This window comes from Rufibacter hautae (assembly GCF_008271695.1).
In the GTDB taxonomy this organism is placed as follows: Bacteria; Bacteroidota; Bacteroidia; order Cytophagales; family Hymenobacteraceae; genus Nibribacter; species Nibribacter hautae.
The window spans coordinates 1743016-1768124 of sequence record NZ_VKKY01000002.1; the positions used below are offsets into that span (position 1 = coordinate 1743016).

Here is a 25109-nt window from a genome sequence, read left to right on the forward strand (position 1 = left end):
CTAATTCCATGCTGATACGAGTAGTGCGCATGACCTTTGTGCCCGAGCAGGTGCCTGCGTTTCTTGAAATCTTCAAAGCCTCTCGGGACAAGATCAGCGCTTTCCCGGGGTGCAGAAGCGTGGAATTGTTACAAGATTACCACCTGCCCCACGTATACAGCACCTACAGTCATTGGGACTCTGATGAGGCCCTGAACAACTACCGCACCTCTGCCTTGTTTGGGAGTGTCTGGAAACCCACCAAAGCCTTGTTCGCTGAACCGGCGCAGGCTTTCTCTTTTAAACCCGCCGAGGTGTAACGCAAAAACAGGTATATCTTCTTCCCCGCTTCTTGCGTCTTGTATCTATTGTCTTACTTCTAGCGCCTACCTTATACTTTGAACTACTTCCACTTCTACCAGATACCGGAAAGCTTTCTGCCCGATGAGAAAGCCATCCAAACCAAATACTACGCCCTGAGCCGCGAGTTCCACCCAGACTTCTACACCCTGGAGTCACCCGAAAAGCAGCAGGAGATTCTGGAGAAGTCTACCCTCAACACCAACGCCTACCGCACGCTCTCTAATTTTGACCGCCGCATGCAGTACATTCTGGAGCAGCACGGCCTACTGGAAGAAGGCGGCCAGAACGATCTCCCCCAGGATTTCCTGATGGAAGTGATGGAGTTGAACGAGCAGTTGATGGACCTGGAGATAGACTATGATTCTGTGCAGTTCAAGATTGTTTCTGACCAAACCAACGAGATTGAGGGTTTTCTGAAGGCTGCCATCTGGCCGGTGCTGGAAAACTATGAAAATTTACCCCCTGACGCTCAGGCAGAAGCCTTGCTGCAGGTAAAAAATTACTACCTAAAGCAGCGCTACCTCTTGCGTATAAAGGAATCATTGAATAAGTTTGCATCCTCTTCTGACAGATAAAGCGTTTCACGCCTCGTTTTTCAGAATCTACCGAAAAGGAGCAAATGCCCAGGTGGCGGAATCGGTAGACGCGTTGGTCTCAAACACCAATATCTTCACGGATGTGCCGGTTCGACTCCGGCCCTGGGTACCAGAGAGGACAGATCAGTTATTCTGAGTCTGTCCTCTTTTTTTATGCACCTATACTTAGCTATTGAGAAAATTAAGTAATAACCGAAGTTATTCTCAGGTAAATAATTGCCAGTATTCTTCGTGTTAAAAAATTCACATCTAAAGATTGCTTCATCCTAATGTATATGATCAAAATTTCCTCTTTCAGTTACAAAAACGACAACTTCCCTTCTTTCTAATGCACTTTTATTGAATAATAATAAACTATAATTGTATTGATTATTCTGCTTAATCTTAAAATGAACTTTTCTAAAATGATGCACCCTTCTAAAATGTTATAATCGGGTATTTAAATAACCTTATACATACCAGTAATCCATCAAATTTCAGCAAACAAAGTAAATCTAATTTTCTAGACATTATTAAACCATTTTACCTTCTTTCTCCATTTCCTTTTTAATCTGGGTCACAAAGCTCTCCACCGGGACGGAGGTGGTTTTTTGGGCCAAGGCTTCCAGGCACACCCGTTGCACCACATTGATGATCCCAGAGCCGGTGAGTTCGTATTTCTGGGCGAGGCTTTCCAGCGCCACCTGTTTGCCTACCTTCAGTTGTTTGGGCAGGGCGTTTTGCCAGAGCAACAGGCGCTCTGCGGCGGTGGGTTTGGGGAAATGGATGATGGAATGGAACCGCCGGAGAAAGGCTTCATCAATGTTGCTCTTCATGTTGGAGGCCAGGACCACCACCCCGGGATACCCCTCAATGCGTTGCAATAGGTAGGCTACTTCCTGGTTGGCGTACCGGTCCTGGGCATCGCGCTGGTTGGTGCGTTTGCCAAACAAGGCATCGGCCTCGTCAAAGAACAAGATCCATTTTTTGTGCTGGGCTTTGTCAAAGATGCGGGCCAGGTTTTTTTCGGTTTCCCCAATGTACTTAGACACCAGCTGGGACAAGTCTATCCGGTACACGTCCAGGTGGGTATGCTTCCCCAGCAGGGTGGCGGTGAGCGTTTTGCCGGTGCCGGGTGGTCCGTAGAAGAGGGTGCGGTACCCCGGTTTTATTTTCTTCCGCATGCCCCAGGTGTTCAGGAGGGTGTCATTGTGCTGGAGCCAGGTCAGGATGTCCTCAATTTGGGAACGGGTATGGTGGTTGAGGATAAGGTCGGGCCACTCCTGCTCGGTGGTGAGGAGCTCGGCGGCAAACTCTCCGGAGAACCGGGGCGGCGTGACTTTGCCCAGGGTAAGCTGCTCCACCACTTCCTCGTCCAGCAGGAGCCGGCCGCTCATGGTAGGCTCGCCGGTTTTCACGGTCTCCACCTGCAGGAACCCGTTCTGCTGCAACCGCCCCGAATAGCTCAGCAAATCCTGCACCTTGAGGCGCTGCTCCACGTTCTCGCCGGCCAAGACAAACAGGGCCGTTTCGCCGGTGGGCAGAATGCCGCGGTGGTTGGTGCCTTTCACCCCGCCAAACTCGGGAAAATCGCCCCCGTCTGGCAGGAAGTTCAGGATGATGTTGCTATAGAAGCCGGGGTTCAGGTGGGGCGCCAAAGCCAGCAGCACGATCAGGAGTTCCTCGTCATTTAGGGCTACTTTCTTGAAAACACGTCCGAAACCGTCCTCTTGCAGCAGGGCCCGGAGGTAGGTTCTGTCAAACAGGGGTTCACCTTCGGAGGCGCCGGTAAAGTGGCGCAGCCGGTGGTCGATGACCAGGGAAGTGTACTCCAGGAGCTGTTGGTGAAATCCCACGGGTGGCTGGCGGTTTTAAGGGTACAGGTTTAAGGTTTACGGGCTGATGCGGGTTTCTCATTCCGGGGACTGCTGCATGACGTGGGTTAGTTCATGCACCAGCAGCTGGCGACCGGGGGTGGTGGTGGGCGCGTACTGGCCCTGGTTGAAGTAGATGTCCTGGCCGTGGGTGAAGGCCAGCGCCCCTAATTCCTCAGCCATAGCGACGGCCTCGGCATCTGTGTGGATGCGCACCCCCGAGAAATCAAAGTTCATCTTGGTGTTCAGTTCCTGGAGCAAGGCCGGAGGCAGGGCCTCTCCTCTCCCTTTGGAGTCCTGCAGTTTTTTCTCTACCGAAGGCGGGGCCACGGTAGCGTTTTCGGCCTCTTTTTTCTGAACAGGGCCAAAACCAGTTTTCTCTTTCCGGCGGATGGCTTTCTTCTTAACTTCCTTATCGCAGCCCTCTTTCTGCAGGGTTCCGGCCTTGGGTTTTTTCTGCAGCTTTTGCTCGTCCTCTTTCCCTTTGGCCTGAACGGCGTCTTTGTCTTTTTTCTCGCCTTCGGGCGGCTTCTGGGTTTTCTGCTCCTCTTCCCCGGCTTTCCGCACCGTATCCTTTTTGCGTTGGACGCCAGATTTGGTGAGGAACGGGTGCGCCGTGTCCGATGCTTTTTCCTTGCCCCCGAAGAAGGGCTGCTGGTCTTTGATATGGGGCTTGGCCCGGCGTGAATAAACTCTCATGTCGTTTGAAATAAAGGATGGGGCAAGTGGGTGGTGCAGGGAGGGAGAGTTTCCCGCGGCGGTGGCGCCCTGGAAACCGTAGGGAGAGTTGTAGAGGTAGGAGCTGGCCCCGGGGTAAGCTTCTTCCAGAAAACTTTCCGGGTATTCATACCCCGACTCATGGGCCCCCTCTTCTGAAAGAGCTTCGCCGGGTGCACTGGTTTCCTCCGCCGGAGAAAAGAACGACGGATTTCCCCTTTCTCCTCCTCCAGCCGGCTCCGTTTCAGGCGGGTAAAGGGCCGGAGGTTGGTTTGGGCCCGGTTTTTTGAAAACGGGCATAAAACGGGCCTGGGGCATTTCAGCAGGTTCTTCATCCCGGGGCGCTTCTTTCCGCTGAAGGTTTTTCGCTTTTTTGTTGACCGGAGTAGACGTGGGGGCTACCGGGGGGCCAATAAAGGGAGCATTAGTGGCGGGAGCTGGGTCCATGAGGCTGGCTTGGGCTTTTTTCTCCTGGTCCTGCTTGGTGAGTTCGGCCTTGAAGGCGTCTACGTCTGCTTGGGTGACGTACTGGTGCCACATGGTGAAGACGTTGAGGAAGGACAGCTTGGATTCAAGCGTGCCCTCATACCCCCGGATGATGGTTTTCTGCTTCTCAAATTGCTCATACTCCAGCGTACGCGACTCTTCCTCAATGGTCTTGACCACAAACTGTTGCAGCTCCGGCGACTTGGCGTATTTCTGCTTCATTTTGTTTGTGTATTGGGTAGGGGTCAACTCCTTTTGGGTTTCGGGGTTCCGAAGGTCGCTTTTGATGGTTTCCCGAATCTGGGCCTTTTTCTCCTCCAGTTTTTTCTTGGCGTCGCCGTTAATGGCGCTGTCCAGGATTTCTTTTCCCTGGTCGCCTTTGAAATCCGGTTTCTGCATATTCATTTCTTCTATCTTGGGCAGAACGAGCGAATTGTTTTCATCAAACTTGATAGGGAAGTCAACTTTCAGGCCCAGGTTCCCCATGCCCAACTCCTTTTCCGCCAGTACCCATTGGTGGTAATACAGGTTCACTTTGGCAACCCAAAGGTCCAGATCTACGCTTACGGCACCGGTAAGCCGGAAAATAGCTTTGGGGGTAACCGCCATAAAAGCGCGGACTTCTTTTAATTGCAGCCCCTTGTCCATGCTCCAGTCCGCCTTTATTTCTCCGCCTGCTTCCGCCTTCAAGCCCAAACCTGCCTGCCCCCCCAGTTCCCCGGTGAGTTTGGCGATCGCGACGCGTGCTTCCAAGCCAGCTGTAATAGCCATATACAGTTCAGCGTTGGCCATAGACCCCAAACACCCCTTTATTTCCAATTTTACTTTTTCTAATTCCTTGATGTTGGTTTCCGGGAAACCAACCTTCAATTCTTTTAAAACCAAAGGATCCCAATCAAACTTGAAAAACACGCCGCCAGTGATGAACGCCGAGATGCTTAAACCCGGAATGCCCACCAACGGGATGGTTAATTTTGGGAAGGGGAACAGTTCTTTTGCAGGAGGATGGTACCCTTCGCCAAAAATTTTTTTATTTGACGCGGTGGCTTCGCCCTTCACCATTACCTGTTTATCGGGGGTGAGCCGCACGCACAAATCTCCCTTGATACCTTTTAACACTTCTACCGAAAGCTCACCGTACCCAAACACCGTCACCTTGCCGGTTTTGTCAGGCTCGCCCTTCGGCTCTCCTTTATCGTTGAGCGTTTTGTTCGTAACCCCCACTTGGATAGTCCCGTCAAAGCGGCCTTTCTTGTACTTGACGGTGGCACTAGCGTCAAAGATGCCGTCTTCGTAACAGATTTCAATGGAGGCGGCCAGGTCAGGGACGTTGGGCAGGTCCGGTTCCGCCTGTCCCTTTACGCCCAGTTTCAGGTCTTCGCCTTCTTTGGCCTTCAGGGTAACTACCACCTTTCCGCTTTTAAGCCCGGGAAGGGTAGAAAGGGTCACTTCGGCTAGGAACTTGAAGTCCTCTGGGTTCTTAAACTCAGCGGCCAACGTGACCGTCTTAACCCCAGGTACCGTGAGTTCGGCCCCGCCGGCGGCAGAGAATACCTTGTCTTTGTAGCCTACCGTCAGCTTTCCGCTTTTGAGACCGGTAATGGTATCAGGTTTCAGTTCAAGGTTTCCGCCAATGCTCCACTTGTCCTCGTCATAGGCAATGGAAATATCCGCCTTGCTGAACCACCGGGAGTCAAAGCTGAAGGTGCCTTCAAAGCCCAGGGTCTTGCCCACCTTGGCGAAAATGTCTCCCTGGCCCAGGTTGCCTATGCGGAAGCCCAGCCCCCCAGCCACGGAAAGGCCGTCCTCTGAACTTACCTCTATACTTATTGTGCTGTAGTCTATTTTAAAAGGTGCAGGAATATACTTGGAGATGATATTCAGCGGAACGTCAGCTTTGACGGTGAACACTTCATTTTCAAGCGAAAAGGAAATATCAACCCCTTTCAAAACAGATAGCGTTGGGTCAATCTTCCCTTTTACGCTAACATCCAAGCCATTAAAAAGAATATCATTCTCATTGATCACTATAGGACTGGCCTTTTTCAGGAACAATCCTTTCAGCAGGGGAGCAATTGCTTGTTTCTCTCCACTGTCCTGAATCACATAAACATCTTTTTTCTCTTTATTAATGGGAAGTGTTTTCTTTTTAAGCTTTTTCTCCATCCCAACTGCATTCTTCTTATCTGACAGCTTGTTATGAAAGGTGATGGATTTAACGGTATCAGTGTAATCAACCGTCAGGTAAAAAGCACCTACTTTAAAATCGTTTGCCGTGTACGGAATAATGTAACCAGCCTTTCGGTCACTAGTTTTTAATAGAAAATGATTTTCAGGGATACATGCCTCCTTTATCTCAATTAATTCTTTTGTATAAGGATTGTAATCATCTTTAGGATTCTTTAACTCAGTATAATAGTAGTAGTCTTTAATGTCTAAATCCGCTGATTCGCAATTTAAGCCGTGGACAAAAATTGAGTCAGGATAATTCTTCCGTACCTCCTTCCCAGAATTTGGCAAACCAGTGTTTAAATAGGTAGCATTATAATGTTTAATTAAATCATCAAGATGCGTGTTTATGCTTTTGAAGACTTTCTCACCAACCTTACGATTCTTTTCCCTTTCTAAAAGGATTAGATTCTGAATACAATCAGCATCCCCTCCAAGCACCTGATAATCAATCATATGTTCAATCTGAAATTCCTTTGGGGTACCTTGGTAATCCCAGAAAGGCACCAGAACCTCATTGACAATTTGGGTAAACGTACCTATGATGCCTTTGCCACTTGCTTTACTCTTGCCTTTCTTTCTGGAAAATTTATATAGTTTACTGGTATCTGCTATGTCACTGTCTTTTAACTCCCCTACTTCCTTCAACTTTTCCCTTACCCCTTCCCGCACGTTACTTTTCCAGATGTTTCCCTGGTTTGTCTTTCTCTCCCCTCCTTTGGGCAAATTATAAGGTTTTTTTATTTGGTTTAACCAGGCGGTTTCCTCTTTTATGATGAGGTATTTGTTAAGCTTGAGTTTATTGATGTGGAATTGTAAGGGTCTCGTTTTTTTTAAATAAGACCCATCTTTCGCCTTGTTCTCCTCTATCTCTTTGCCCGGCACTTCCTTGAACTTCTTTTTTTCCGACACAGCGTCTTTGCGCTGCACAATACCTTTCTTCTGCACGTTGCCTCCGCCGGTCTGCTGCACCGTGTGGGTGAGTTCGTGCGCCAGCAGGTGTTTGCCCGCCTGCGTTTCGGGGCTATATTTTCCGGAATTGAAGTAAATGTCCTGACCGTGGGTGAAGGCCTGGGCGCCCAAATCCTGGCTCATCTGCTCGGCCTGGGGACCGGTGTGCGTGCGGACCCCGGAAAAATCAGTCCCGAAGCCTTCTTCCATTTCCTGCCGGGTTTTGGAGGGCAGCGGAGTTCCGGCCCCTTTGGAACCGTTGAGTTGGCCCTCCAGCGCGGGAGAGGCGGGCGCGGTTTCCCCGGTGGAGGTTGCGTTTTCTTTCCGGCTGATTTCGGGGGGACCGTCTTCTGCCAGAGAGGTGCTTTCCTCTTCCGGGTTCTGGTGCCGCGAAACCGGGGAGATGTCCTGGGCCAGGGGTTTGGACTGCAGTTTTTCCTGGTCCTGGCGCTCTGCGGGCGCGGCGGGCGTTTGCTGCAGGACTTTATCAGCCATGGCGTCTGCCTCCTGCTCGTAACGGTCGCCGGGCGGGCCTATCTCAATGCTGCGTTGCACCCCCGAGGACGCAAAGAAGCTGTCTTCCCCCCGCTTGCTGAAGAAAGGCGACTGTTGGCTCCGTTGCAGCACTGCAGCGGAGGAAGATTTCTCAGAACCCGTTTTCACCATGTTTTCAGGAATTTAGGCCCAATCCACCCAAAGGGCTTGGGGCATCCAGGGCAGTTTCACCAACGAGTAACTCCAGGGGAGCGACTCCAGCAGCATGTCATAACTTTTCTGCTCCACCTGCAGCAGCCAGTCGCCGTCTGGTTTGCGGGTAAGGCGACCGTCGCGTTGCAGGAAGCTTTCGCGCAGGCCGGTGGGGCTGGTGTTTTTCAAAACCGCCCAGTACCGAATTACCGCCCGCAACACGTTTTCGGCCTCTTTTTCGCAAACGGAGGTCAATCTGACCTGGGCCGGGACGGGCGTATCCAAGGGCACCCCGCACAGAATCTTGTTAAGCAGCAGCTCCGGTTCCGTGGTGCGGTCTTGTCCCGTCACCAGGTACTGCAGCCAATGCACCGCCGCCGAAGGATCCCGCAGCTGGTGGTCCGCCACCAAACCGCCGGTGCCCAGGTAGGTTTCCAGAAACGGGGCCAACAACACCAAGCCCGCATTCTGCAGGTACAAGCCCTCGGTTTCCTCGGCCGGAGCCTGGTTTTTCTCTGCCGAAACCGGGGCGGAACTGCTTTGCTGATCGGCATTCGGCTTTTTATAATTCTGGGGAAGCGCCAGACCCGCCTGTTCCCAAATGACTCTAACTTCGGGAGGAAGTGTGGCTACTATCTGGGGAAGGCGCCCGGAGGTAGTCACTTCCTCCGGAAGGCTTCGCACCAAAGCACGCAGAAAATCCACCGGAAACTGGTACGCCAACCGGGCCACGGCATCTTTAGTTTGAAAAACTTGCCTCAGGAATTCCTGCAATTGAGGCTTGGTTTTCTTGGCAAGGAAATTTTCCGTTTTAGCCGTAAAATCCTCAAAAGAGCCCCAAAACGCCCACCAAGGCAAATGGCCCTTTTGCAGGAAAAACAAAAACGCCTCCCCTGTTGCTTCTTCGGCCGTTACTTGAGTAAGGCCCCCCGGCAAAGGGTCTTCCTTTCTTTTCCCGGAAGATATGGCGCGGTTGCCGCCCCAATCCCACGGCTGGTCCAGGGCTTCCTCCGGGGCTGAACGGTGAAATGCCTGGTCGAAGGACTGAAGTACCTGGCTCACTAATTCATCTCCCAGGGAGGCCACGTCGGTGACTTGGACGGTCAGCACCACCTGGTCCAGGCGCAGGATTTGGTCTGGTCCGGCGAGGCGGTCAAATTGCGCGCTTAAGGCCGGGTTCAGCCGCTCCTGCACCAGGCGGCTTACCCGCTGCTGAAGGTCCAGGGCGGGTTCCAGGGCGGGCATTTCCACCTCTACTATCTGTTTCCGGATCAGGTGCATGGCGCTGGGTTATCCGTTGAGCAAGGAACTTTCTTTCACGAGGTAGCAATCGCCCCGCACTCCCAGGAACCACACCGGACTTTCATCTGTGTGGGTGGAGAACTGGCCCTCTTTGTCCTGGGAGAAGAACGGCGACCCGCTCCCGAACAGCCACAGCACCTGCTCCAGCTCCTGGTTCGCCTCTACCCTGAAGCCTACCCCGTTTTCCTGCCGTTCCAGCGTTACCTGTATTTGGTCCTGCGGAATTTCCTCGGCACAGCGCTTTTTGCGGATATTCCGGCATTTGTCCATCTCCTCGCAGCCAAACTTCTTACCCTTGGCGGTAGTATTCCGTCTGCGGTCATGGATTTGCCACTCCTGCTCAGTGTAGCGGTTCTCGATGGAGAAGGCATCGCCGCCTACGCTGAAGGTAATTGCGGTTCTGAGTTCAAAGGTGTGGCAGACGTAGTGTTCCACGCCCAGGAGACGTTCCTCTGGCTTGTAGCGCAGGATAAAGGTTTCCGCGTTGCCTATCTTCCCGGCCATGTGCTCGTTCAGCACCTCCACTAGTTTTTGGATCCTTTGGTGGAATTCGTCTTGGGGCACCTCGTTTAAAATCTCCCGTAGGATACTCGCAAACTCCACCTCATGGGTGTTGTTGCTTTCGGTGTCATGCACCTTCAGGAGGGCTTCGGCTTCCAGGATGGCCAGGCGTAACCCACTGGCCGGCATAGGGAACCACAGCGGGTACCAGCACAGCTCGGCTTTGCCGTCGCAGGGCAGGTCACAGGGTTCTTCTACGGGCGCGCACTGGTGGGCATTCACCTGTACCTGCAGCGTTTGGCCGCTGGCGTCTGTTACCGTGAGGTCTTTGCCCTGCCCGCTGGGGATGGTCTCCTGGTGATCGGTGCCGGACAGGGGAACGTTGTTGACGGCGTACGGGGTCTGCCCGCCGGTAATGGAGAGCGTCACGGAGAACTGCTGGCCTGATTCGTCGCATTCCGGATCAGTCATGGCTACCCGAAGCCTTTCCACCTCTGGCTCACAGGTGTGTTCTGGTATCTCCACGATTTTCTCCTGGCCGGCCTCGTCGCGCACCGTGACGGTTTTGCCTTCGCCGCTGGGAACCTGCACGGGGTACGGATGGGGATTCGCGGGCTTGTCGTTGACGGTGTAGGGCGCGGTGCCCCCGCTGATCTGCAGGGTCACGGTGAAGAACCTGCCGGTACGGTCGCACTCCGGTTCAGACACTTCCACGGCCAAATCGGTCGGTTCTTCCTGCGGGGGCAGCTCCAGGTTAAACTGGACCGGCGGGCAGTCTGAGCAGCAGAGGTACGGCAGGTAGAAATCTACGAACACGTGGCCTTCCGGAACTTCCGCCCTCTCCCCTTCCTCGGGTTCCTGCCCCAAAATTACCAACAGCGGCGTGTCTACTTCTTTCACTTCTATTTCCTGGCTGGGGAACCCCGTGAAACTGACCAGTACGGTGGTGGGCAGGAACGGCAGGTACAGCAGAAAGCGGCCTTCGGCGTTGGTGGTGGCGCCGCTGGCGGTGCTTTTCACCAGCACCATTGCTCCTGACAACGGATTCCGGTTGGCGTCTACCACCTGGCCTTTTACGATAAACCGCCCCTGTTTGGGTTTGGGCGCTTCCTCCCCGTCTTCGCCGGCGTACACCAGCAGCAGGGTTCCGCCCACGGGCACGCCGGCCTTATGGGTGATACCCGGGTGTTTTTGGACATAATTCCCGAACAATAGCTGTTTCTGAATTTGCTCCAGCCGTTTGCGGTAGGTGTCCAGCAAGGCAGAAAAGGCTTCCTTTTTGCAGGCGCTCACCAGGGCATCCAGGTGGTCAATGATGTCTTCCAGTTCCCAGGGATTTTTTTTAAGGCGGTCTGGAGAAGAACTAAGCATTTCCTTCAGTTGGCGAATCAGGGAATTGGCATAGGCCTGCAGGGTCTGGTTCTGTTTCTGGAATTCCTCCAACTTGAACTGCGTGAGGGTGGGGGCCTGCTCCAGCAATTGCCCCATCTCCACCAGGTACTGGATCAAAAGCAACACGGCCTGTACCTCGGACTCCTGCCCCAGGGCCAGCACCCGCGCGTAAGTGGCAGTAGGGTTGTTCTCCAGAAAGGCGTGCTCATACAAGGCCCCCAGGGAATTCTCGTCATACAGCAAGCCCTCCCGGCTGCCAAAATACGAGAGCCGGGACCGGAGCAAAGTGGTCATAAGGGCGGCGGAACGGGTGCCCGTAGCATCGGTCACAGTGGAAAGGACTTTCTTGCCGGGCCGGAGTTTGTAGAAATAGGCGATCTCCCGTTGCAGCAAACAGCGTAAATCTTCCCTCAAGGTCAGGTAAATGGCTTCCAGGTCCTGAAAGGAGCAGGCATGGGTGCGCCAATCCAGCACGTTCTGGTGATTTCGGCCGGTTTTCAGGACCACCACGTCAAACGGGAGCCGGTACTGGCGGCGAAGCTGGAGCACCCGGGTCAGGGCTTGCCGCCAGGGCAGGCCCACGTGCCCCTCTACCCGCAGGAAATTATAGGGCTCCAGGTCATATTCCAAGGGGTTCAGCACATACTGCTCCACCGGCGAGGGATAGCTGGCGGCGTGATAGGTGAGGTTGTTTTTGGCCTTATTCTGGCGGGTTTTCTGGGGGCTCCACACCTGGTACAAGGGCGGGCTGCCCTCCCCCATCTTGTAATAATACGGGATGGCTTTCTGGGAGAGATCAGTCTTGCCCAGGTAACTGGGCGTGATGCGGATGCCGGTTCCCCTTATGGCGAGGGCAGGCACCGGAATGCTGAAATTCTCCACCATCCTGATCAGCCGCTGGAACAGTTGCCGCAGCTCTGTGCCCAGGTGCTGCTGTTGCCCGAACACCGGCGAGGGAATGAAATAATGGCGGTACTGGCTGTAGGTCTGGGTGGTGTCTTCGGTGGCCAACCCCAGGAACAGATGGCGGGGAAACAGGTCCTGGTCTGGGCAGCAGAGGCTGGTAACCTCCAGGCCCCGCGCCCTTATCTCGTTGTACGCCTCCAGCAGGTCAGCCAGGAAATCAAAGTAATAGGAATACAGCAGCGGGTTGGTGAGCGAGAGCTTGTCTCCCGCGTAGGTGAAGGAATTCCCGAACTGCTGCAAGACCGTGTCGGCCACCCCGCCCAACAGCGGCTGGTACAATGAAAAAGCCTTGAGCAGCAGCTCTTTCACCTTCTCAACGGTAGTTTTGGTTAAAATAGCCCGGAAACCCTCCAGCACCTCATGGGTGGTGAAGATAGCCGGGTTCTGAACGGGCACATCAAAGCGCTTCAGCTTGAATTCAGGCAGCAGGGCTTGGGCCTGGTGCAGGTTCTGCAACTGCTCCAGGCTGGGCCCGTGGGCCTGCTCGGTCTGTTTGAGCAGGTCAGCGTTGGATTTCTCCAGCAGCAGGTAGCGGTACGTGACCTCAATCACGGAGCCGCGGTCATCGCAGGAATAGGGCGAGCAGTTCTTGAGGTTTTCCTCCTGCAGTTCCACCAGCACCAGCACCACCTTGTCGCGCAGGAAGGTGGCCGACAGATTGTGGCTTCCGCCGGAAGGCAACAGTTCCCAGAGCGGAAACTGCTGGCGGGGCACGGCACTGGTGTAGAACGGCGGATAATCCAGCTGCTCGGGTAGTTCATAGGGTTGGTAGCGCTTCAAAACAGCCTCGGGCAACGACACCAGGTACCCCGCCGAGGTCACGCCGCAGCCCTGCGTGACGGTGATCTGGTGCAGGGCAGTATCTGGTTTCACCTCCAGCCCGCACAAAACGCCTATCCCGATCAGGTTGGTGCGGGTGAGCCGGTTCTGCTCATCCAGGTAGTGGAACAGGTCGTTCAGGTGGTCTTTTTTCAGCACCTGGTTGGCGACAAACTGCGGATAGGTGAGTTGGGTGGGTTCCATGGCAATGGGAATTTAAATGTCTTCAGCGGCTGCGGGTGTTTCTCCTGTCTTCTAGTGAGTTATATTCTTCTTCCTGGGCGATGGCCAAGTACTTCCTCCTGGTATCACTTTGTCTTTTCACTGCGCCTAACCGAAATCTTCCGCCAGGCTTCCTCTCCGTTTCGTGCCCTTTTCCGGAAAACAGCCCCGAAACGAACGCGCCTCCCAGGGCCTTCGCTCCTCCCTTTTCAGGTGCTTCCTTTCGGAAAACCGACACCTCCTTTCTTTCCTGTTTTAAAGCCGATTTTTCGAAAACAGCCGTAAAACAGGGCCTTGCCTCTTCTCTCCTTTCACTATATCGGGCGGTTTATTTTTTGCCTTATCGAGGGCGAGGCGCGGTTTGGTTTTCATTTCCGGCTTATCCCAGGAAAGTGGCGTCCAACCGAACGGGGTTGTCATCGTTCCCGTCTTCACAGTCGTGGAGGGTGGCGGGCGGGTACATGCTTTTGAGCTGGCCCAGCGTGCGCACCAGCCGGGCATGAGTCTGCAAAAGGGGCAGTTTGTAGCGGTAGTATTCCACCAGCAGGTTCTTCAGTTTGGTGAAAAAAGTGCTTGGCAAGGCGGGGCAGGTTTGGGGACTCTCAGTGGGCGACAGCACGAACAGGTCGGTGAGTTGTTTCCGCCAATCGGCGGCTTTGAGCACGATTTCCTGGTTTTCCGCCACGTCCAGCCAATTGCGCAGGGCATCAGCGTAGGCGGCGGCCAAGGCCGAGGCGCAGGCGCACAGGGTTTCGGGTTTCTGTTTCTCGCCTGTTTCCAGAAAATGGGCCGCTAAAAGGGCCTCCACCTGTTTCTCCAGGGCGGGTTCATACGGATCCAACGCCAGGAGTTCCGTTCCCCAGGCAGCCCAACTTTTCCGGAACAGGTTGAACTGGAAGCAGTTTTCCTTGCCCAGAAAATAAGTAGTGAGCGTGGTTTTCAAGGCTTTGGCAACCGTATTTTTCAGGGCCGTTTCCAGTTCTGCGGCAGGGCCGTGGCTGGGCAGCAGTTCGTCAAACAGGCGCTCCAACACCTCGGTGGTCAGGGGCTGGAAGTTGCCGGACACGAATTCCTGCCGGAAGGCCTCGTTGTACGCCTCCAGCCACTCTTCGGCGTAGCGGCACAGGGCGCTCTCCAGTTCCTCCAGGCGGCTGGGGTCTTTCAGGTGGCCTTCCAACACCCGCCTCAAGAGGCAGAGGATGGCGGCATCGCCTTCGCCCCGGCAGACTTCGTTGCCCACCCAGCAGATCTTAGCCAGGAGGTGAGCGGGGGTTTCCAACCGAACCTGGCGCTCCGCGAACCGCCTGAACTCCAGGTGCCGGAACAGCGGCAGCCAGCCCGGCAGCACCAGCGTGAGTTGGAACGAATACGGGTCTTCCTCGCCGCAGAACGTGCAGTCGGGGTCCAGGCAGACGGGCAAGAGCACCTGCCCCAAGACCCGTGGCCGCAGCAGCAGATGCTCCACCACAAACAAGACGGTGTCTTCCGGCAACCCCAACAGAAGGATTAGGCGTTCCTGCAAACCCGAGGTGTTTTCCGGATCCGCCAGGCCCGGAGGGTTGTGGTAGTCTACGGCCTGGCCCCGCTGGGCGCTGATCTGGGGAATTTTCTGGAGGAACCGCGCTTTGTCTCCTAACAGTTTCTCCTGCACCTGCTTTTCCCAGGCCAGGGGGCCGCCTCCGCTCCCACTGCCGGGGTCATAGGTGTAAAGCAACAAGGCATAATCTGTGAACTGCTCCCCGAACCGGGCCAACTGGTGGCTTAGGAACCGGTTCCGGCGGCGGAGGCCTTCCTCTTCGGTCTCAGCCAGTTCGTTTAGCTTGTCGGGGGTGAGGCCGGTGTACAAGCCCTCGGTTCCTTCTATGTTCTGGATGAGGGTATTGCCTATAAATCGGGTAAAGTAGCTGCGTTTCTGGGTGGGATCCAGGCTGAAGAGTCGGTGGCTGTTGGCGAGCTGGGCCAGGTAGTTCACCAGCAGCTGCTCAAAAAACAACAGGTAGGCTTTGAGCTGCCTGGCCTGGGCTTTCCGCAAAAGGGAAACTTGTTCCGGCAGGCCCTCAAACCCAATGCCGTAGGTCAGGGGAAACGAGTACTGCACGGGGAAGTACTCCTCCAATTCATGGTAGGTACCGGTGGGCACGGGCAGGTCCAGGGCACCGTGCCCGCCTTTCTCCGTTTCTGCGGTGCTGCGCAATTGCTGCAACACGGCCCACACCTCTGGCCAGTTGGCAGGCAAAAAGGGCAACTCGTTTTTAAAGAACAGGAACTTGGACTGCTCCAAATACAGCCGCGGCTGGTGCCGGAACGACAAGGCCAAACGCCAGGGCTCACTGGGCAGCACGGCGCGGCCCTGCGCATCATAACGAGTCAACACCAAATTGCGGATGGCCACCACGCCCTCCACCTCCACCAACCGGTTGATGATGTCTGAGGTGTACAGGTTTTTCCGGAGCTGCGCGGCTTCCACCTCATCGGTTTTCAGGAAACCGTGCCGCAACCCGGGGCCGTTGAAAATCTCCTCCACGGGCAAGCCCTCCTCCAGCAGTTCCTGGAGGCCATAGAACCGAAGGGCCGGGTTAAAGTACTGCTCTACCTCAAAGTAAATGGAGGCCAGCACTTTCTCCACATCCGCTTCAGGCGTGAGCTCCACATCGGCGCAGACGGCAATGTCTTCCACGGCCACCGGGCTCACGCGGCAGTAATCCTCTGAAAGGTTGCGGGTGGCGTGCAGCGCGTTGGTAGCTTCTCTGAGCAGGTTTTGGATGCGGCTTAATTTGCGGTGGTACAGGCGTAGCAGGCTGTTTTCCGTGGTATTTTGGAATTCGGCCACCAAATCGGCTACTGGAAAATCACGGCGGGAGTCGCTCCTATCCGGAAAAACGGTGAAGGGGACGTTTTCCAGCACCAGGGTTTCCTCGGTGCCCGGCACCTCCCTATCGGGCAAAAACCTGATTTCCAGGGAAACCACCAGCGGCAGGCGCAAATCACGGGCGGAGACAGTACCGCCTATCAGATCAGTATCAGGGGCGGTAAGCTTCGCGATTTTGGTGACGGTCACGCCCTTCTCCACCAGGGCGCTTGTTCCGGCCAGGAAGTTCTTGAACCGCGGGTACTCCTCCCGAACCTGCGCCCAGCCCGGGAACCGCACCTCCAGCAGGGTGGTTACCAAGCGGTTGGAGGCTGCCAGGAACAAGGAGAACACGTGCTTCAGCTTGCCGTTGTTGAAATCGCCCAGCTGGGCATCTTCCTCCATTTCCAGCAGCACGTCATACATTCCTTTGGGCACCACGGGTTGGTCGGTGGACCCGTAGGTGAGCGTGCCCGTTTCACAATTGGCGTATACCGGAACTTCGCAAGGGCATTCCTTGCAAAACAGCCAGGCGTTCCGGACCCTTGGCAGATCAATGAGCACCTTCCGGAAATCTGTCAAGGTCCAGGGGCAGTTGGCCAGGATCTTGGCCGCCGTGAAAAAGCCCTGGTCCTGCCCGCCCAACGCCAAGGGAGCGGCCAGCAGGTCCTGGGTATTGAAACTGGTGCGGTAGCCAAGTTCCGTCTCGGCGTAGCACAGCAGTTCCAGGATGGTAATGCCCGGATCATGGAGGTTGTAATCTGTCCAGAACCGGCTGCCCAACCGCTCAATGTACTCCAGCCCCTTCTGCCGCAGGAAGTAATAGTCTTCACTGGGAAGTAGCGTCGGGAATTGCGGTATGGTGATGGGCTCTTGCATCCTTTCTGCGTTCGGTTACCTTAATTTATTTTGACCTATGCGTACCTCAATTATCCCGTGAATTCTGTTCTCAGCAGCCGCATTTTTCCTTCTCCAGTTTTTTCGGCTCTTCCTCCAGCACGGTGACCTCGTGCTCCTCCTCCGGCACCGAAACCAGCACGGAACAGGCCTTGGACGCCGTGACTTCCTCCACTTCCTGCTCCAGCAGGCCCTGCCCCGGCACATGGTACACCTGGAACTTGGTCAGGAAGTCGACGTATGGGCGTTCCTCCACAAAGTCAATCAGGGTGGATTTGTATAATTTACCCCCGAAACGGAGGTCCTGCCCCTGCCCATACGCCCAGGGCGACAGAAAACGGGTGATTTCCTGCCGCAGCAATTGGGTGTAGGCCGAGACATCATACTGCGGAAAAAAGGCCACTTCCAGTTTTACCTTCACCTGCTCAAAGATGGGGTTGCGCACGTGCAGCGTGACAAAACAGGAAAGCCGCTGGCGCAGGAAGTCCTTGATTTCCTCCAGTTCCCCCACGCTGGTGAGCGGCTGCAGCGGGTCCACGGAAGTACGCTGCCGCAGGTCTGGGATGGTTACCAGCGTGACGTGGCCCGGGGCTTTCTCAGAGTAAATGCCAGTGGTGCCGGAGGGTTCATAGCGGGTGTGCGGCAGGCATTTCACTTTATAGATGCTCGGAAACGCCTCCAGCACCAGACGTTCGTAATCCCAGAGGGCAATGGCGCGGTCCTTGTGCCGCAGCCGCTCGCTCACCCGCCGGTAAAAGTGCGGCGGCGTTTCGGCCAGCGCCCCCCCGAAGGAGGCGAAAGGCTGGTCCACTTTCTTTATCCCGGCCACCGGCTCCAGCAGTTTGGTGATGCTGCTGGCGGGTAGGTGCTGGGCCAGAAAATCCGGGGCGTTCTCCTGGTCCTGAAACACCACCAAGGTCGCCTGGGGCAACACTGCTACTGGCCGGCAAATGGCTTCCGAGGCGGTATGGACGGCAGCCCGCAGCCAAATCTGGCCGGCGGGCAACAGGGTATGGTCCTGGTCGGCGGCCTTGGGCAACTGGAACCGGATAATGCCGGATCGGGTCAGCTGCCCCGTAAAATCACTGACCTGCTCTTTTAAAAACGACACCCAGTGGTTTCCCACCAAATAGCTCCAGTGCACGTGGGCATCGGGTTTCTTCACCAGGGGATTGGCGGAGCCCTCCACCAGTTGGAACAGCACTGAAAGGGTCTGCGGCGGCGTGGCCCCTTCCACCCCCAGGTAGAATTCGGCTTCGTGGGCGAGCCAGTCCGGCACGGATCCATCTTCTTCCTTCACCTCCACATAAGGGTCTTCCAGGTTTTTGCGCTGAAATTTGGGAACCAGCCCCAAAACAGCCGACTCCCGCAGGTCCAGCCGTTTCAGGGCCAGGTGCTCTTCTTTCTGCCCGAAGGGGTACTCGTGGAAAAACTGTACCTGCCGTCCGGCAAAGCTGTCTTTCACGGAAAAATCCACCGTGGCCAAGGCCGTATAATCCAGGGAGATCTGCTCTATGACCGGCGTATAGGGTTCCGTGGGCACCGGTGCCATTTCATTCAGGCTATTCTGGAGCTGGGTTATTTTTTCGGCGGCCTCGTCGCTAGAACTGAGGATGGTTAGGAGGTCCTCTTTCTTTGGTTTGGCTTGGCCGCTGGCTTTGTCAATCAGGTAATCGGTGAGTTCTTTCAGGTATTTCCGGTGCCCGAAATCATCGTTCAGTTTGAGGCGCAGAAATCCTTTCACGGTGGCCGCGGTGTAGTCTGGCCGGGCCCCGTACTCCAGGTGCAATTGGTCTTCCGCGGAAAGGGAAACAGCGGGCAAGGCGAACAGGTCTGCGGTAGGCGTTTTAGTTTGCCATTGCCCCTGCTGCAGGCTTTGGATGGTGAGGGATTTGGTGGTGACCGCGCTGGGTTTGTCTTTCCAGGTGACGGTGAGCGCTGAGAGGGTGGCATTCTTCTTCAGGAACACGTCTGGGTGGCCCACAATCAGGGAAGCATCTTTCTGTGGCAAGGGACCGAACGGCATGAACGGCTGCGCGGGGTCCAGCATCCCGAAATCATTGTACAACTGCAGGTTCCGCAGCCCTTTCCCTTCCACCGCCAGTTCCACCTTGGTCAAGGTGGCTTCTTTTACCTGCTCATACAGATACGCACTGCCAGGTTGGGGTTGGATCAGGATCCGGAGCACGGGGTGCGGGGTGGCAAAAGTGGCCTGATGGACGGCGGCGTCAAAGGGTGCAGTAGCTGGTTCATCGGGCTGCAGCCGGGCCTTCAAAACCAACACTTTGTTCCCGCTCTCTTCCTGGAAACTGAAGTACGGGCTCAGGAGGGAAAGCGGGTGCCAGCCTTCGGCGGTAGTCACAAAGGCTTTGATGCCGCCGGAATAATCCCCCAGGGGCAAGGTAGTGGTGGTGAGGTGCAGTTTAAGCGTGACGGTGCGGGTGCCCTCCGTGAGGTACAGCAAGGGGGAAGCCACCGCAAACCCAATTGTAGCGGCGGGCATGGCCAACTGGGTGAGTTTCCCGTGGCGGTAGTGTTTGTTGCCAAAGAAACTCCAGCCCTGCTCCACCGGCGCGGGCTCTTTTCCGGTCCCGTCCAGGGAGTTAGCCGACGGGGAAGCATACAGCCACTGCTTCTGCACCTGGAGGCCCGTCGCTTTCTTGTTCTCGTCTTCCTCCGTGGCCGAGTAAAGTGATTTAAAAGCGGAAAGCCGGGCCTGGTTAGGAACGAAATCCTGGGTTAAAGCGAACAGCACCTCCTGCCCTACACTATCTTTTCCGGCCTGAAACAGGGTGCCCTGCTGCAGGATTTCATGGGTCACGTGCGGGGCCAGTTCCACTACCACGTGCGCTTTGCTGGGCTGCGCCGGTTTCAGGGTGAGCAGGAGGACTTCCTGGTAATAGAAATCCAGGTGGCGGGCAGACAGCGTGTTCAGATGGTCGCGGTTGTAGAGCAGCAGTTGCAGGAACGACAGCAGTAGGGTGAGGTGCGGCGCGTGGTCGGAGCGGGAGGTGAGCGCGTCCTGAAACTGCTGCCGGGCTTCGGTTACCACCCGGGCGAACGCCCGCAGGAACTGGTCCAGGGCGGTGGCAAAAAACGCATGGTTGACGGCGAAGTAAATCTTGCGGCCAATTTCCCCGGGGGCTGTGGGCCCGAAAATCTGGTCGTCCGCCACCGCCGCAGTTGTCCAAACCGCAGAGAAAGATTTAGCCAGGGCTTCTGAGCCCGTAACAACTTTCTCGCCCAAAATAAGGACCGGCGGCACCATGGTTTCGTCCAGCAATCCCTCAGTTTTGGCGGCGGCATGGTAAGCTTTGAGTTTCTGCAGTTCCGGGGCCAGCTTGCTCTGGATGAGGGTCTGGAGCGTGGCTTTCAGGGGAACCGAGAGGGGCAGCCGCTGGGCTAATTTCTCCAGGCCCCAGGCCAGCGAAGCCACCAGCCCAAACACCTGCGCGAAGGCGCTTTTCAATTGTTGTTCGTCTACCGGATGCCTGCCCAGCGCTTGCCTGATGCCCTGATTCAGGAGGGTGGAAAGGTGGCGTCTATACGCATCCACGTCCTGCACCGCCACCAACGCCAATACCGCCGTGGCATCTTTCTCCAGGAACGCGGCCCAGGTTTGGCCCTGGAATTGGTTATTCACCCCGTAAAACCGCAGGTGCCCGCCCAACTGCTGCGCATACACCAACCACTCCGCCACCCCGTGCTCCTCCACCGGCACCCCCGAGGGAGCCAAGGCCGGATTGGAGCGGCCGGGTTGGTCGGTGCCTTCGCGGGGCACCCTGTGCGGAAAGAGGCTGTGGGCGCAGGGAGAACTCATAGGGCGTTGTCGGTTTGGGGCGGGTTGGTGAGAAAGTGCAGCAATTCGGTCCCTTCGGTTTTGTAGAAGGGGAACACAAAGTTGAAGCGCGAGTTGGTGGTGCGCACCCGGTAATCTACCTCAATCAGGAGCAAGCCTTCCAGTTGGCGGTCCGTGTTGAGGAACACCCGTTCCAGGTCAATGCGGGGCTCAAAGTAAAGAATGGCGGTTTCAATCTTGTCGGTGAGTTGGGTTTTGAGCGTGGTGTCCAACGACGCAAACACCATTTCTTCCAGGTTGCACCCAAACCGGGGTTGCATCAGCCGCTCCCCTACCATGGTGGTGAGCAGGATGTGGAGGCTGCTCTGGATATCGGCAATGCCTTCCAACATACCCACCTCGCCGTTGAAATGGTCAAAGGTGGGTGGGAAGCTCCAGCCGCGGCCTAGAAAGTTTTGGGTGGGGGTAAATGCCATGGGTTTTCAGCGGGTTAGGTTCAGGAGAAAGTTCAGATGCATCCGTTTTAGCGTCGTTTTCCAGAAAAGAGGGCGAAAACAGCCGGGGCTCACCCACCAATCAGCACAGATAAAAGCCCCATTGTGATGCTGCCGCCATGGGCAGTGGAGTCGCCCAGGCGGGCGGCGGGCATTCCCCCGATGAACACGGAGCCGGATCCTTTGACGATGGCGTCTGGTGGGCCGGCGCAGGTGGCCAGGTCACCCAGGCGGGCGGCGGGCATGCCCCCGATGAGAACCGTAGGTGCCCCGGCCGGCAAGATGGGCCCGCCCACGTGGGGTTTGGGGCCATCAGACAGAGGGCAGACGTGCAGGTCAGAGACGCGGGCGGCAGGTGGCATTTCTTGGTTGGTTTAGGGTGCGCGTAGTCAAAAGCAGAGCAGTTGTTTCAAGGCCGTTTTGCGGAAAACAGGCTAAAAACCGGGAGGAGCACGGCGGGTGGGCTTTGGAGGAAACCAAGTCAGTTGATCATGACCGTGCCTCCTTTTACAATGGCCATGCCGTTTCCCGCCGAAAGAACGTTGCCGCTGCCCCCTTCTGCCTTGAAACTGGAACTTGCCTTGGCGGCGATGTTGATGCCCTCCAGTTTCACGTTGCCGACAGCCTTGAGGGTGATGTCTTTGATGCTGCTAAGGGCGATGCCGTTTTTGTCCAGGACCACCTTGTTCCCGTGCTGGTCCTGGAGTGTGATGCGTTGGTCCTTTTCGCTCAGGTGCAGCTGGTTCCCTTTCGGGGTTCTGATGGTTAAGGTTTTGTCTTCGTCATGGAACAGGATTTTCATGTTGCTGCGGGAGAAAAAGCCCTTCTCGTGGTTCAGGTTGGAGGCAGCGATTGGCGCCGGTTTGGCGCTGCTGTGGCACATGCCCAGCACCACCGCCTGCAGCGGGTCGCCGTTGAAGAATCCTACCACCACCTCATCCTGGAGGTCGGGCCGGAAGAAGGTGCCTCTCTTTTTGCCGGCGTCCAGGGTGGCCACCCGGGCCCAAACGCCCTCGTTCTTCTCGCTGATGACCGGTAACCGCACCTTGATGCGGTCCTGCCCGGCGGGGTCTTTCTCCAGCTGGGTCACCACGCCTACCTGCAACCCGGTGATCCCCAAAAACGGGGTGGTTTGGCTGCCGGGTTTGGTGGTTTGGGAAAACCACTCCGGGTTGAGGCCCAACTGCACCTCAGATTCCCAGTTGCCGTGGGCGATCTGGTGCCGCACGCCAGATACAAAGGCCGGGCCCTTGAACCGGTCCCCTACCCCTTTCAGTTCCACCAGGCTGCCGGGCAGCAGCAACGCCAGCCCCTGGCACCGGGCCCGGCCCCTGATTTTGGCCAGGCGGTGTTTCAGCAGTTTGGCGTTGGCCAGCTCGCGCAGCACCGGCTCGGGTATCTGTCCGCTCTGTGGTTCGGGCTGCATCTCGGCCTTGAGCACCTTGGCCAGTTGGGTGGCCGCCAAATTCCCGTTGAGGTTGGCTTTGGGTTCCCGGGCCTCGGCCTTCTTCATTTCCTGCGCCGCCAGGTCCCAGGCCTGGGCGGAGAGTTCCGATGGCTGGACTCGGGTGTCTATCTCGGCATCCAGTTCCAGCAGGGTAGCGCCGTATTGCAGGGTGACCAGTGATTTTTGCTCTGTTTTGGGCTTTTCTACGGTAACTTTCCCGTCGTTGACCAGGCAGATCAATCCGTTCTGGTCCAGGCGGGAGAGCATGAAATCCCAGTCGGTGGCGTGGTACTGCACCAGTTGGGGATGCCGGAATTTGGTGTCTTCCACCTTCTGGCTCATCCTGTGCCGTTTGAGCAGCGTCTCGGCCACCATGCTGTCACTCTGGTTTTGGTAGTACTGGCTGCGCGGCGCAATGGTCATCTTCACCGCCTCGTCTTTGCACTCCACGGTAAGGAAAGAGCCGTTCTCGCGCACCTTGATGCTGTGCCGTACCACCAAGCCCTTGAAGAGCGTCTCGTCCTGGCCTCGGTAGCCGGCTTTGATCTCAATCTTCTTACCGGGCACAAACAAGTCCTGGTCGCTGAGGGCGAAGGTCTCCGCGGCGGCCTCGCCGTCCAGCATCACCAGGGTGGCGGTGGGGATGCGGTTCACCTCCCGGGTCACCACCAGGGAAATCACGTGCACGGTGTCTGACACTTGCGTACCGTCAGAGAAAATCTGGAAGGTGCAAACGTCTGGCGAGGCAGAGGTGGGCAAGGTTCTGGTGCTGGTCATTTGGCTAAGGGCGGAAAGAACAGGGTTTGGCCGGGGGTTAGCCGCCGGAAACTGGTGAGTCCGTTTGCTTTGGCTACCTGCAGGTAGCGCCGGGGGTCTTCATAGAGCCTAAAGCACAGCAGCGGCAGATTGTCGCCGGCCAGCACCTGGCGTTCGTGGGTCAGGTCCGGCGACTGGCTTTTTTCCCGGGCCACCCGCAGGTTCTCTTCCACGCTGCCCTTGAACTGGGTTTTAGCCAGGGCCCTGATGGGCGTGCCGTCTGGTTTGAAAAGCTTAAAGGTGATCTGGAGCGAGGTAAGCCGGCACTTGAACAGGCTCACGCCCCACACCAGCTTGAAATGGCGCGGCTGGTGAATGGCCCCGTCATAGTCCACCAGCAGCTGCTTGAAGGTTTTGAGTTCGCCCCAGATGTCGCCGGTGGGGCTGCCTTCAATCAGACCGGTGCTGTCAAAGAGGAATTCAAAGGCGAACTCCTCGGGCTTGGTGTGTTTGTACTTGGGCTGGGCTCCGCTGGTGCCCTGGCCCTGGCCGTCATTATACTCAATCTTGTAGTCCAGCTGGTAGGTCTCTGGGTTGACCAGGGCGTTGTACTCCCCGGCCCAGGAGGCGTCGTTCAGGTCCGCATCGCGGTACGCGATGATCTTGAGTTTCTCCAGTTTGCCGGTGTCTGCCATGGCTGCCAGGGGTTAGCGTTCTTCCCGTTCCCGTAAAATGTGCATCACCTGCTCCACGCACTCCGCAATCAAGGCTTCCCGGTCTTCGCCTCCAATGGCAGAGGTTGATGTGCCGGAGGTTCCCGCGGAACCGGCCCCAGAACTGGCCGGGGCACCTTCGGTCACCACCACTTTGATGTGCAGTTCTCTTATTTCTACCGGCATGGCAAGCTTAGTTTAGCGTGAAATAGTTGTAGCGCAGCTCCAGGGTTTCTATGACCACGGTGTTGCTTTCCGCATTCAGATCCGTCACGGACCACCGCCGGGGCCAGGCGTTCACAATGTTCCAGCTCTTGATGGGCTCGTGCTGCTCGTTGAGCAGGGTCACCAACAGGGTGGCCCCCACAAACACCTGCCGCTGGAAGGCATTCTGGCACCATTCAAAGACCTTGGAATCTTTGGTGAGAAAGCCCCGCTTCAAAACCAGGTCCGGGTATTTGGTCCGGACGGGCAGCACGTGCTCAAACCGGTTCTCGCCGCCTTCCTTGAAGGTCTCGGTGTCAAACTCCACGGACAACCCCGTCACCGACTGGAAGCGGGAATCGTTCTCGGCATTGCTCACGTTGGTAAACTCCACCTTGAAATGGAAACTTACCGGCGGATAGTACCCTTCCATACCCGGTCCTATTTCACCAAACTCAGTCCCTCGTGCGCGATCTCAATGGTCTCAATGGCGACCTCGTTGCCGTCCGCCTTGAGGTCACTGGCCTGCACCTTGGTAGGAAAGGCGTTGAGGGCTTTCCATACGAAGACCGGTTCGTGGGTTTCGTTCAGCAGCTTGATGGTGATGTCGCGGCGCTCGGTTTTCCCCAGCATGCTGGTTTTGTTGAACCAGTCGTAGAAATCGGTCTTGCCCACGAAGGTGCCCCGCTTGAGGGTGATCTTCTCGTTTTTGGGCAAACCCGGCTGGGCGATCTTGCCGTAGGACCGGCTTTGGCCTTCGCGGTACTCAATGATGTCTACCTGGGTACTCAGGCCCGTGACTTCGGTGAAGCCTATTTTGTTCCCGCCCCACTCAACCTCAAAGTGAAACTTGGGCAATGGATATTCGGCCATAATAATTTTGACTAG

At 56.2% G+C, this 25109-nt stretch carries 15 protein-coding genes and 1 tRNA gene; 3 read left to right on the plus strand and 13 right to left on the minus strand.

Annotated elements, in window-relative coordinates:
• The first annotated feature begins 8 nt into the window (after window positions 1-8).
• The 3 genes from FOA19_RS16130 (at window position 9) to FOA19_RS16140 (ending at window position 1050) form a co-directional block, all read left to right on the plus strand.
• Window positions 9-299 carry a putative quinol monooxygenase gene (locus FOA19_RS16130; protein ID WP_149091800.1) on the plus strand — a complete coding sequence of 97 codons (291 nt, stop codon included), beginning with the start codon at window positions 9-11 and terminating at the stop codon, window positions 297-299.
• Between the two features lie 78 nt (window positions 300-377).
• Complete coding sequence (locus FOA19_RS16135) at window positions 378-917, plus strand: iron-sulfur cluster co-chaperone HscB C-terminal domain-containing protein (RefSeq protein WP_149091801.1); 540 nt, start codon at window positions 378-380, stop codon at window positions 915-917.
• Between the two features lie 46 nt (window positions 918-963).
• A tRNA-Leu gene (locus tag FOA19_RS16140) sits at window positions 964-1050 on the plus strand.
• Between the two features lie 400 nt (window positions 1051-1450).
• Here the strand turns inward: FOA19_RS16140 and FOA19_RS16145 are convergent.
• The 13 genes from FOA19_RS16145 to FOA19_RS16205 all read right to left on the minus strand — a co-directional run bounded on the left by FOA19_RS16145 (window position 1451) and on the right by FOA19_RS16205 (window position 25094).
• Window positions 1451-2773 (minus strand): ATP-binding protein, encoded by a 1323-nt coding sequence (locus FOA19_RS16145; protein WP_149091802.1) that lies wholly within the window; start codon window positions 2771-2773, stop codon window positions 1451-1453.
• 57 nt (window positions 2774-2830) lie between these two features.
• On the minus strand, window positions 2831-7840 hold the full coding sequence (locus FOA19_RS16150) for an eCIS core domain-containing protein (protein WP_149091803.1): 5010 nt from the start codon (window positions 7838-7840) through the stop codon (window positions 2831-2833).
• Window positions 7841-7852: 12 nt separating this feature from the next.
• Window positions 7853-9142 (minus strand): contractile injection system tape measure protein, encoded by a 1290-nt coding sequence (locus tag FOA19_RS16155; RefSeq protein ID WP_149091804.1) that lies wholly within the window; start codon window positions 9140-9142, stop codon window positions 7853-7855.
• 9 nt (window positions 9143-9151) lie between these two features.
• Window positions 9152-13045, minus strand: a complete 3894-nt coding sequence (locus FOA19_RS16160; RefSeq protein WP_149091805.1) for a carboxypeptidase-like regulatory domain-containing protein — start codon at window positions 13043-13045, stop codon at window positions 9152-9154.
• Between the two features lie 397 nt (window positions 13046-13442).
• The gene (locus FOA19_RS16165; RefSeq protein WP_149091806.1) at window positions 13443-16790 is read right to left on the minus strand and encodes a hypothetical protein; all 3348 of its coding nucleotides are present in this window, start codon (window positions 16788-16790) and stop codon (window positions 13443-13445) included.
• 70 nt (window positions 16791-16860) lie between these two features.
• Window positions 16861-20628 (minus strand): baseplate J/gp47 family protein, encoded by a 3768-nt coding sequence (locus FOA19_RS16170; RefSeq protein ID WP_149091807.1) that lies wholly within the window; start codon window positions 20626-20628, stop codon window positions 16861-16863.
• Window positions 20625-21083 carry a GPW/gp25 family protein gene (locus FOA19_RS16175; RefSeq protein WP_149091808.1) on the minus strand — a complete coding sequence of 153 codons (459 nt, stop codon included), beginning with the start codon at window positions 21081-21083 and terminating at the stop codon, window positions 20625-20627. Before FOA19_RS16175 ends, FOA19_RS16170 begins: the two co-directional genes overlap by 4 nt.
• An 89-nt stretch (window positions 21084-21172) precedes the next feature.
• Window positions 21173-21463 carry a PAAR domain-containing protein gene (locus tag FOA19_RS16180; RefSeq protein WP_149091809.1) on the minus strand — a complete coding sequence of 97 codons (291 nt, stop codon included), beginning with the start codon at window positions 21461-21463 and terminating at the stop codon, window positions 21173-21175.
• 119 nt (window positions 21464-21582) lie between these two features.
• On the minus strand, window positions 21583-23325 hold the full coding sequence (vgrG, locus tag FOA19_RS16185; RefSeq protein WP_149091810.1) for a type VI secretion system tip protein VgrG: 1743 nt from the start codon (window positions 23323-23325) through the stop codon (window positions 21583-21585).
• On the minus strand, window positions 23322-23999 hold the full coding sequence (locus tag FOA19_RS16190; protein ID WP_149091811.1) for a CIS tube protein: 678 nt from the start codon (window positions 23997-23999) through the stop codon (window positions 23322-23324). Before FOA19_RS16190 ends, vgrG begins: the two co-directional genes overlap by 4 nt.
• Window positions 24000-24011: 12 nt before the next feature.
• The gene (locus tag FOA19_RS16195; RefSeq protein WP_149091812.1) at window positions 24012-24203 is read right to left on the minus strand and encodes a DUF5908 family protein; all 192 of its coding nucleotides are present in this window, start codon (window positions 24201-24203) and stop codon (window positions 24012-24014) included.
• Window positions 24204-24210: 7 nt separating this feature from the next.
• On the minus strand, window positions 24211-24654 hold the full coding sequence (locus FOA19_RS16200) for a phage tail protein (protein ID WP_149091813.1): 444 nt from the start codon (window positions 24652-24654) through the stop codon (window positions 24211-24213).
• A gap of 8 nt (window positions 24655-24662) precedes the next feature.
• Window positions 24663-25094 carry a phage tail protein gene (locus tag FOA19_RS16205; protein ID WP_149091814.1) on the minus strand — a complete coding sequence of 144 codons (432 nt, stop codon included), beginning with the start codon at window positions 25092-25094 and terminating at the stop codon, window positions 24663-24665.
• Window positions 25095-25109 lie beyond the last annotated feature (15 nt).

Coding starts and splice junctions, on each gene's coding strand:
- FOA19_RS16130 (WP_149091800.1), top strand. CDS start 9: ATGCTGATACGAGTAGTGCGCATGACCTTTGTGCCCGAGCAGGTGCCT.
- FOA19_RS16150 (WP_149091803.1), bottom strand. CDS start 7,840: ATGGTGAAAACGGGTTCTGAGAAATCTTCCTCCGCTGCAGTGCTGCAA.
- FOA19_RS16155 (WP_149091804.1), bottom strand. CDS start 9,142: ATGCACCTGATCCGGAAACAGATAGTAGAGGTGGAAATGCCCGCCCTG.
- FOA19_RS16160 (WP_149091805.1), bottom strand. CDS start 13,045: ATGGAACCCACCCAACTCACCTATCCGCAGTTTGTCGCCAACCAGGTG.
- FOA19_RS16165 (WP_149091806.1), bottom strand. CDS start 16,790: ATGCAAGAGCCCATCACCATACCGCAATTCCCGACGCTACTTCCCAGT.
- FOA19_RS16170 (WP_149091807.1), bottom strand. CDS start 20,628: ATGAGTTCTCCCTGCGCCCACAGCCTCTTTCCGCACAGGGTGCCCCGC.
- FOA19_RS16175 (WP_149091808.1), bottom strand. CDS start 21,083: ATGGCATTTACCCCCACCCAAAACTTTCTAGGCCGCGGCTGGAGCTTC.
- FOA19_RS16180 (WP_149091809.1), bottom strand. CDS start 21,463: ATGCCACCTGCCGCCCGCGTCTCTGACCTGCACGTCTGCCCTCTGTCT.
- vgrG (WP_149091810.1), bottom strand. CDS start 23,325: ATGACCAGCACCAGAACCTTGCCCACCTCTGCCTCGCCAGACGTTTGC.
- FOA19_RS16190 (WP_149091811.1), bottom strand. CDS start 23,999: ATGGCAGACACCGGCAAACTGGAGAAACTCAAGATCATCGCGTACCGC.
- FOA19_RS16195 (WP_149091812.1), bottom strand. CDS start 24,203: ATGCCGGTAGAAATAAGAGAACTGCACATCAAAGTGGTGGTGACCGAA.
- FOA19_RS16200 (WP_149091813.1), bottom strand. CDS start 24,654: ATGGAAGGGTACTATCCGCCGGTAAGTTTCCATTTCAAGGTGGAGTTT.
- FOA19_RS16205 (WP_149091814.1), bottom strand. CDS start 25,094: ATGGCCGAATATCCATTGCCCAAGTTTCACTTTGAGGTTGAGTGGGGC.